Raw genomic sequence first — 5,245 nt, 5'->3', positions numbered from 1 at the left:
CAGTCGGCACGATCGCGTGCTGCGGCCACCGATGCCGCCTCCGCGACGGTCGCCGAGACCGTCGTGCCGGCCACGGCCCCGGTGCGCCGCGCGGTGGTGCTCGCCGAGGAGAACAAGATCCGGCAGGTCATCACGAACCTGATGGCGAACGCCATCCGGTTCACGTCCGACGACAGCCCGATCGACATCCGCGTGTCCATCGACGACGCAGCCGAGCGCGCCATGATCGAGGTGATCGACCACGGAGAGGGCATCCCGCCGCAGATCCGCGAGAAGATCTTCCAGCGCTTCTGGCGTGCCGACACGTCGCGCACGCGCGAGACCGGCGGCTCCGGCCTCGGGCTCGCCATCGTCTCGTCGATCGTCGCCGCCCACAACGGCACCGTCGACGTGGTGGAGACGCCCGGCGGCGGCGCCACCTTCCGGATCTCCCTCCCACTGGCGGGCTCTGCCGCCGCACCGCAGCCCGTCACCGCCGGCTGACCGGCCCGGCGGCGCGCCTCGCCGCCCGCCCGCACGGCAACGAGTCGTCCTCACCAGCCGCCGCGAGCGGATGCCGCGCCACGCCGGCTCCCGCTCGTCCTCGCGCCCGGGTGGTCCCCTCCTACCGTTGGGGCACACCGACCGAGAGGACGCACTTCCATGACCACCTATCACGTCGACGCCGCACAGGTCTCCGCCGCGACGCAGACCGTCCAGGGCACCATCGGCCGCATCCAGGCCGAGGTGTCATCGCTCCTCGGCCAGCTGAGCGGCCTGCAGTCGTCGTGGTCGGGACAGGCCGCCACGGCGTTCCAGGGCGCCGTCTCCGACTGGCGCGCCACGCAGTTGCAGGTCGAGCAGAGCCTCTCGCACCTCAACCACGCGCTCGGCGTCGCCGCCACCCAGTACGCCGACGCCGAGCAGGCGAACGCGCGCCTGTTCCTCCGCTAGCCGCGACGGGAGCCGACAGAGGGCGTCAGACGGTGGTCGCCATCCGCTCCGCCACCAACGCCGCGACGGCTTCGATCGAAGCGCGCGCAGCATCGAACTCCGCCTGACCGGGGTAGGCGTCGGCTTGCAGGCCAGGCGGCGGCGGGGAGATGGACACCTGCATCCAGTCGCCGTCCACCTTCGCATCGACGCGACAGACATCGAGCGGATCCGCGCAGCGAAGCACCGCGGACGCCGAGGGCAGATCGGCGAGCTCGATCGGCTCGGCGCCCGCCGCCGACCAATCGCCGAGCAGCTCGTCGAAGGCCCATGCACCGCTCGGCAAAACGTGCACAGCTCCGAGTGCTGCGTCGCTCCCGGCGAACGCGAGGGAGCAGCGCAGCGCTCGGGTCTGTTCGAGCGCGTAGAAGTACTGACCCACATTCGGGCCGTCCTGCCACCTGTGGATGTCGAGGTCATCGACCCCGGTCGCGGACGCGATCGGTCCGATCGGGGCAAGCTCCTCGCACGAACGACCGGCATTGCGACTCGGGGCGGAGGGCTGCCAGCGATCGGGGGCCGAAGTGGACGCCTCGAGCACGGCCACGAGGTGATCGGTCACAGAACCGAACCGTTCGGTGAGCGTCGCATCGGTGTCCTCCGGCCGCGCGACGACGTCGTCGATGAGGAGCTCGACCCACGAGCCGCCGATCCAGCCCTGAAGGTCGCAAACCGGGTTGTGCGGAACGCCCGGCACCACGCCCCTGCAGGCCGGCCCCAGCACTCCGTCGCCGTAGGGGGACGGTCCCCCTTGCGTCCCGTACACATCCACGTACTGCTGCGATGCCGCTTGCCCCTCGGGCAGCACGCTGACAGTCACCCGCCGCTCGTCGCCCGCGTCGGCGTACGGCATCGCCGGTCCCGCGGCCGTCGTCCAGACGCAGTCGAGGCTCCCGAGCTGGCGCGGAGCAAGTCGGTCGGGTTCGGCGCGCGTCGTTTCGTGGACCTGAGCGAGCGGATTCGTGCCCTCGCCGACGAACTCCTGTAGGGCCGCGATATCGAAGAGGTCCTCGCAGGCCGCGTCGATGCGCGGAACTGGAACCCGATCCGCGACGGGTTCGGGGGTGGGCGGGGGCGTCTCCGCGGCGGGACCCGCAGGCTCGGGAGCGTTCGACACGCACCCGCCCAACGTGAGGACAACCACGACGGCGAGGGATCCGACGAGGAGCGGGGGCGACGGGCGATGGCGCGGCATGAGCTCAATGTACGACCCGGGCAACCCGCGGAGCATCTCCTCCGCATAACGGTTCCAGCACGGTCCGGAGCGAGCACCCACGTGCACCGCGGGCACGACGAAGGGCGTCTCCCGGAGGAGACGCCCTTCGCGTGGATCGGGCCCGCAGGCCGTGGATCGGTTCGGACTAGAAGTCCATGCCGCCCGTGGGGTCGCCGGCCGGAACCGGGTTCTTCTCGGGCTTGTCGGCGACGACGGCCTCCGTGGTGAGGAAGAGGCCGGCGATCGACGCGGCGTTCTGCAGCGCCGAACGGGTCACCTTGGCGGGGTCGATGATCCCCTGAGCGAGCAGGTCGCCGTACTCGCCGGTCGCGGCGTTGAGGCCGTGGCCGTCGGGCAGCTCGGCGACGCGGTTCGCGACCACGCCCGGCTCGAGTCCCGCGTTGAGGGCGATCTGCTTGAGCGGAGCCTCGATGGCGACCCTCACGATGTTGGCGCCGGTCGCCTCGTCGCCCGAGAGCTCGAGGGTCTTGAACGCCTTGGCGCCGGCCTGGATGAGGGCCACGCCACCACCGGCGACGATGCCCTCCTCGACGGCGGCCTTCGCGTTGCGGACGGCGTCCTCGATGCGGTGCTTGCGCTCCTTGAGCTCGACCTCGGTGGCCGCGCCCGCCTTGATGACGGCGACGCCGCCGGCGAGCTTCGCGAGGCGCTCCTGGAGCTTCTCACGGTCGTAGTCCGAGTCGGTGTTCTCGATCTCGGCGCGGATCTGCGCGACGCGGCCGGCGATGGCCTCGGGGTCGCCCGCACCCTCGACGATCGTGGTCTCGTCCTTGGTGATGACGACCTTGCGAGCCTGGCCGAGCAGGTCGAGGGTGACGTTCTCGAGCTTGAGGCCGACCTCCTCGGAGATGACCTGGCCGCCGGTGAGGATCGCGATGTCCTGGAGCTGCGCCTTGCGGCGGTCGCCGAAGCCGGGGGCCTTGACGGCGACCGACTTGAAGATGCCGCGGATCTTGTTGACGATCAGGGTCGCGAGCGCCTCGCCGTCGACGTCCTCGGCGATGATCAGCAGCTGCTTGCCGGTCTGGATGACCTTGTCGACGATCGGGAGCAGGTCCTTGATGTTCGAGACCTTGCTGTTGACGATGAGGATGTACGGGTCCTCGAAGACCGCCTCCTGGCGCTCGGGGTCCGTGACGAAGTACGCCGACAGGTAGCCCTTGTCGAAGCGCATGCCCTCGGTGAGCTCGAGCTCGGTGCCGAAGGTGTTCGACTCCTCGACGGTGACGACGCCCTCCTTGCCGACCTTGTCGATCGCCTCGGCGATGATCGCGCCGATCTCGGGGTCGGCGGCGGAGATCGAAGCGGTCGCGGCGATCTCCTCCTTGGTCTCGATCTCCTTGGCCGCGGCGAGGAGCTCGGCGGTGACGGCCGTGACGGCCTTCTCGATGCCGCGCTTCAGGAGGATGGGGTCGGCACCCGCGGCCACGTTGCGGAGGCCCTCACGCACGAGCGCCTGGGCGAGCACGACGGAGGTGGTGGTGCCGTCACCCGCGACGTCGTCGGTCTTCTTGGCGACCTCCTTGACGAGCTCGGCGCCGATCTTCTCGTACGGGTCGTCGAGCTCGATCTCCTTGGCGATCGACACGCCGTCGTTCGTGATCGTGGGGGCGCCCCACTTCTTCTCGAGCACGACGTTGCGACCGCGCGGGCCGAGGGTCACCTTGACCGCGTCGGCGAGCTGGTTGAGTCCACGCTCGAGCCCGCGGCGGGCCTCCTCGTTGAAAGCAATGATCTTTGCCATGTGTGTCTCTCGTCCCTTCTCGGACGTCTCAAAGATTCGTTGGTTAGCACTCAAAACGAGTGAGTGCTAAGACGATTCTGGCACTCGACCGTCACGAGTGCAAGCGAGCACGGATGCCGCCGGCCGAGGTTCAGGGGACGAACGTCGCCGAGCCGTCGTCGGGCACGAGCTCGACCCACGTGTTACCCGGGGCGAGGCGGATCCGGCTTCCGTCGTCGGCGGTCAGCACGATCGGGGCCGCTGCGGCATCCTTCGTCCACGTGCCGTGCACCGTCTTGCCCGCGACCGAGACCCACGCCTCCCCCGAGCCCACCATGACGGTGCGCGGGACCTCGCCGTAACTCCAGTCGATGCCGACCCGCATGGTCACGACGTTCGTCGCGCGCACCCGGTCGCCCGAGGCCTCGAAGTCGGGCGCCCCCTCCTGCGACCGCAGCCACACGCCGGATGCGGCGTCCCAGTCCCACGAGGGGAAGCGGGACTCCGAGAAGACCAGGTCGATGCGAGAGGTCGGCGTCGCGGCGAGCGCCGGTGCGGCGAGGGGATCCGCCGTCCCGTAGGAGAACTGCACCGGCGGCGGTGCGAGCGACACGTTGCGCGACACCGCCTCAGCCGCCGCGAGGATGACGTCGTGCGGACCCGGCCGCTCATCGACCCGCTCGAAGAGCCCGGTGTCGTCGAAGTCGAAGACGAGGTTGACGAGGGGCGTCGCCATCATCATCTCGACGAACTGCTCCTGCCCGCCCGAGTACGCCATGATGCCGCCGAACGGCGAGGCGATGTCGGGATCCATGGGGCGCACCGAACGCACCGGGCCGACGGACTCGGGCACGTCGGACTGCCACACCACGAGGTACCGGGTGAGCCCGCCCTCGACGAGCTCCTCGAAGGCGATGTCGCTCCGGTTGAGGGCGATCTGCGGACGCGCCTCCTCGTGGTTGTCGATCTTCACGGCGATGGACGGATGCGGCGCGGCCGGTGCCTCGAGACGAGTGCCGCGCAGCGGGCTGAACGCGAGGGCGACCGACCGCCTGCGACGTCGACTTCAGCGACATCGAGATCGTCACGTTGCGGCTGACCGGTCACTGACGTCGGCCTGAATCGACGATGAGTGCGTCGTCCCGCTCGCTAGTCTGGTCGTATGAGCCCCGATGCCGACGACGACGCACTGCGCCGAGGACTCGATCAACCTGCGCGGCGCCTACCTCGAGGTGCTCGGCGACCTCATCGGCTCGGGGCTCGTCATCATCGCGGCCGTCGTCATCGTCATCGGTCCGGGCGTGGGCCGCCTT

At 69.9% G+C, this 5,245-nt stretch carries 5 protein-coding genes; 2 read left to right on the top strand and 3 right to left on the bottom strand.

Going from position 1 to position 5,245, the window contains the following annotated elements; genetic code table 11:
* On the top strand, window positions 1-483 hold a 483-nt coding region (locus GH736_RS16710; protein WP_159605352.1), incomplete at its 5' end, for a sensor histidine kinase.
* Window positions 484-642: 159 nt separating this feature from the next.
* The gene (locus tag GH736_RS16705) at window positions 643-933 is read left to right on the top strand and encodes a WXG100 family type VII secretion target (protein ID WP_159605350.1); all 291 of its coding nucleotides are present in this window, start codon (window positions 643-645) and stop codon (window positions 931-933) included.
* 25 nt (window positions 934-958) lie between these two features.
* Here GH736_RS16705 and GH736_RS16700 read toward each other — a convergent pair whose 3' ends face one another.
* The 3 genes from GH736_RS16700 to GH736_RS16690 all read right to left on the bottom strand — a co-directional run bounded on the left by GH736_RS16700 (window position 959) and on the right by GH736_RS16690 (window position 4,956).
* On the bottom strand, window positions 959-2,089 hold the full coding sequence (locus tag GH736_RS16700) for a hypothetical protein (protein ID WP_159605348.1): 1,131 nt from the start codon (window positions 2,087-2,089) through the stop codon (window positions 959-961).
* Between the two features lie 244 nt (window positions 2,090-2,333).
* Window positions 2,334-3,953, bottom strand: coding sequence for a chaperonin GroEL (gene groL / locus GH736_RS16695; protein ID WP_159605346.1), 1,620 nt, complete (start codon window positions 3,951-3,953; stop codon window positions 2,334-2,336).
* Between the two features lie 130 nt (window positions 3,954-4,083).
* Complete coding sequence (locus GH736_RS16690) at window positions 4,084-4,956, bottom strand: DUF3048 domain-containing protein (protein WP_268891247.1); 873 nt, start codon at window positions 4,954-4,956, stop codon at window positions 4,084-4,086.
* Window positions 4,957-5,245 lie beyond the last annotated feature (289 nt).

Source organism: Agromyces humi, assembly GCF_009720255.1.
Lineage (GTDB): Bacteria > Actinomycetota > Actinomycetes > Actinomycetales > Microbacteriaceae > Agromyces > Agromyces humi.
Note: the sequence above shows the minus strand (reverse complement) of the source record. Positions and strands in the feature narration are given on the sequence as shown.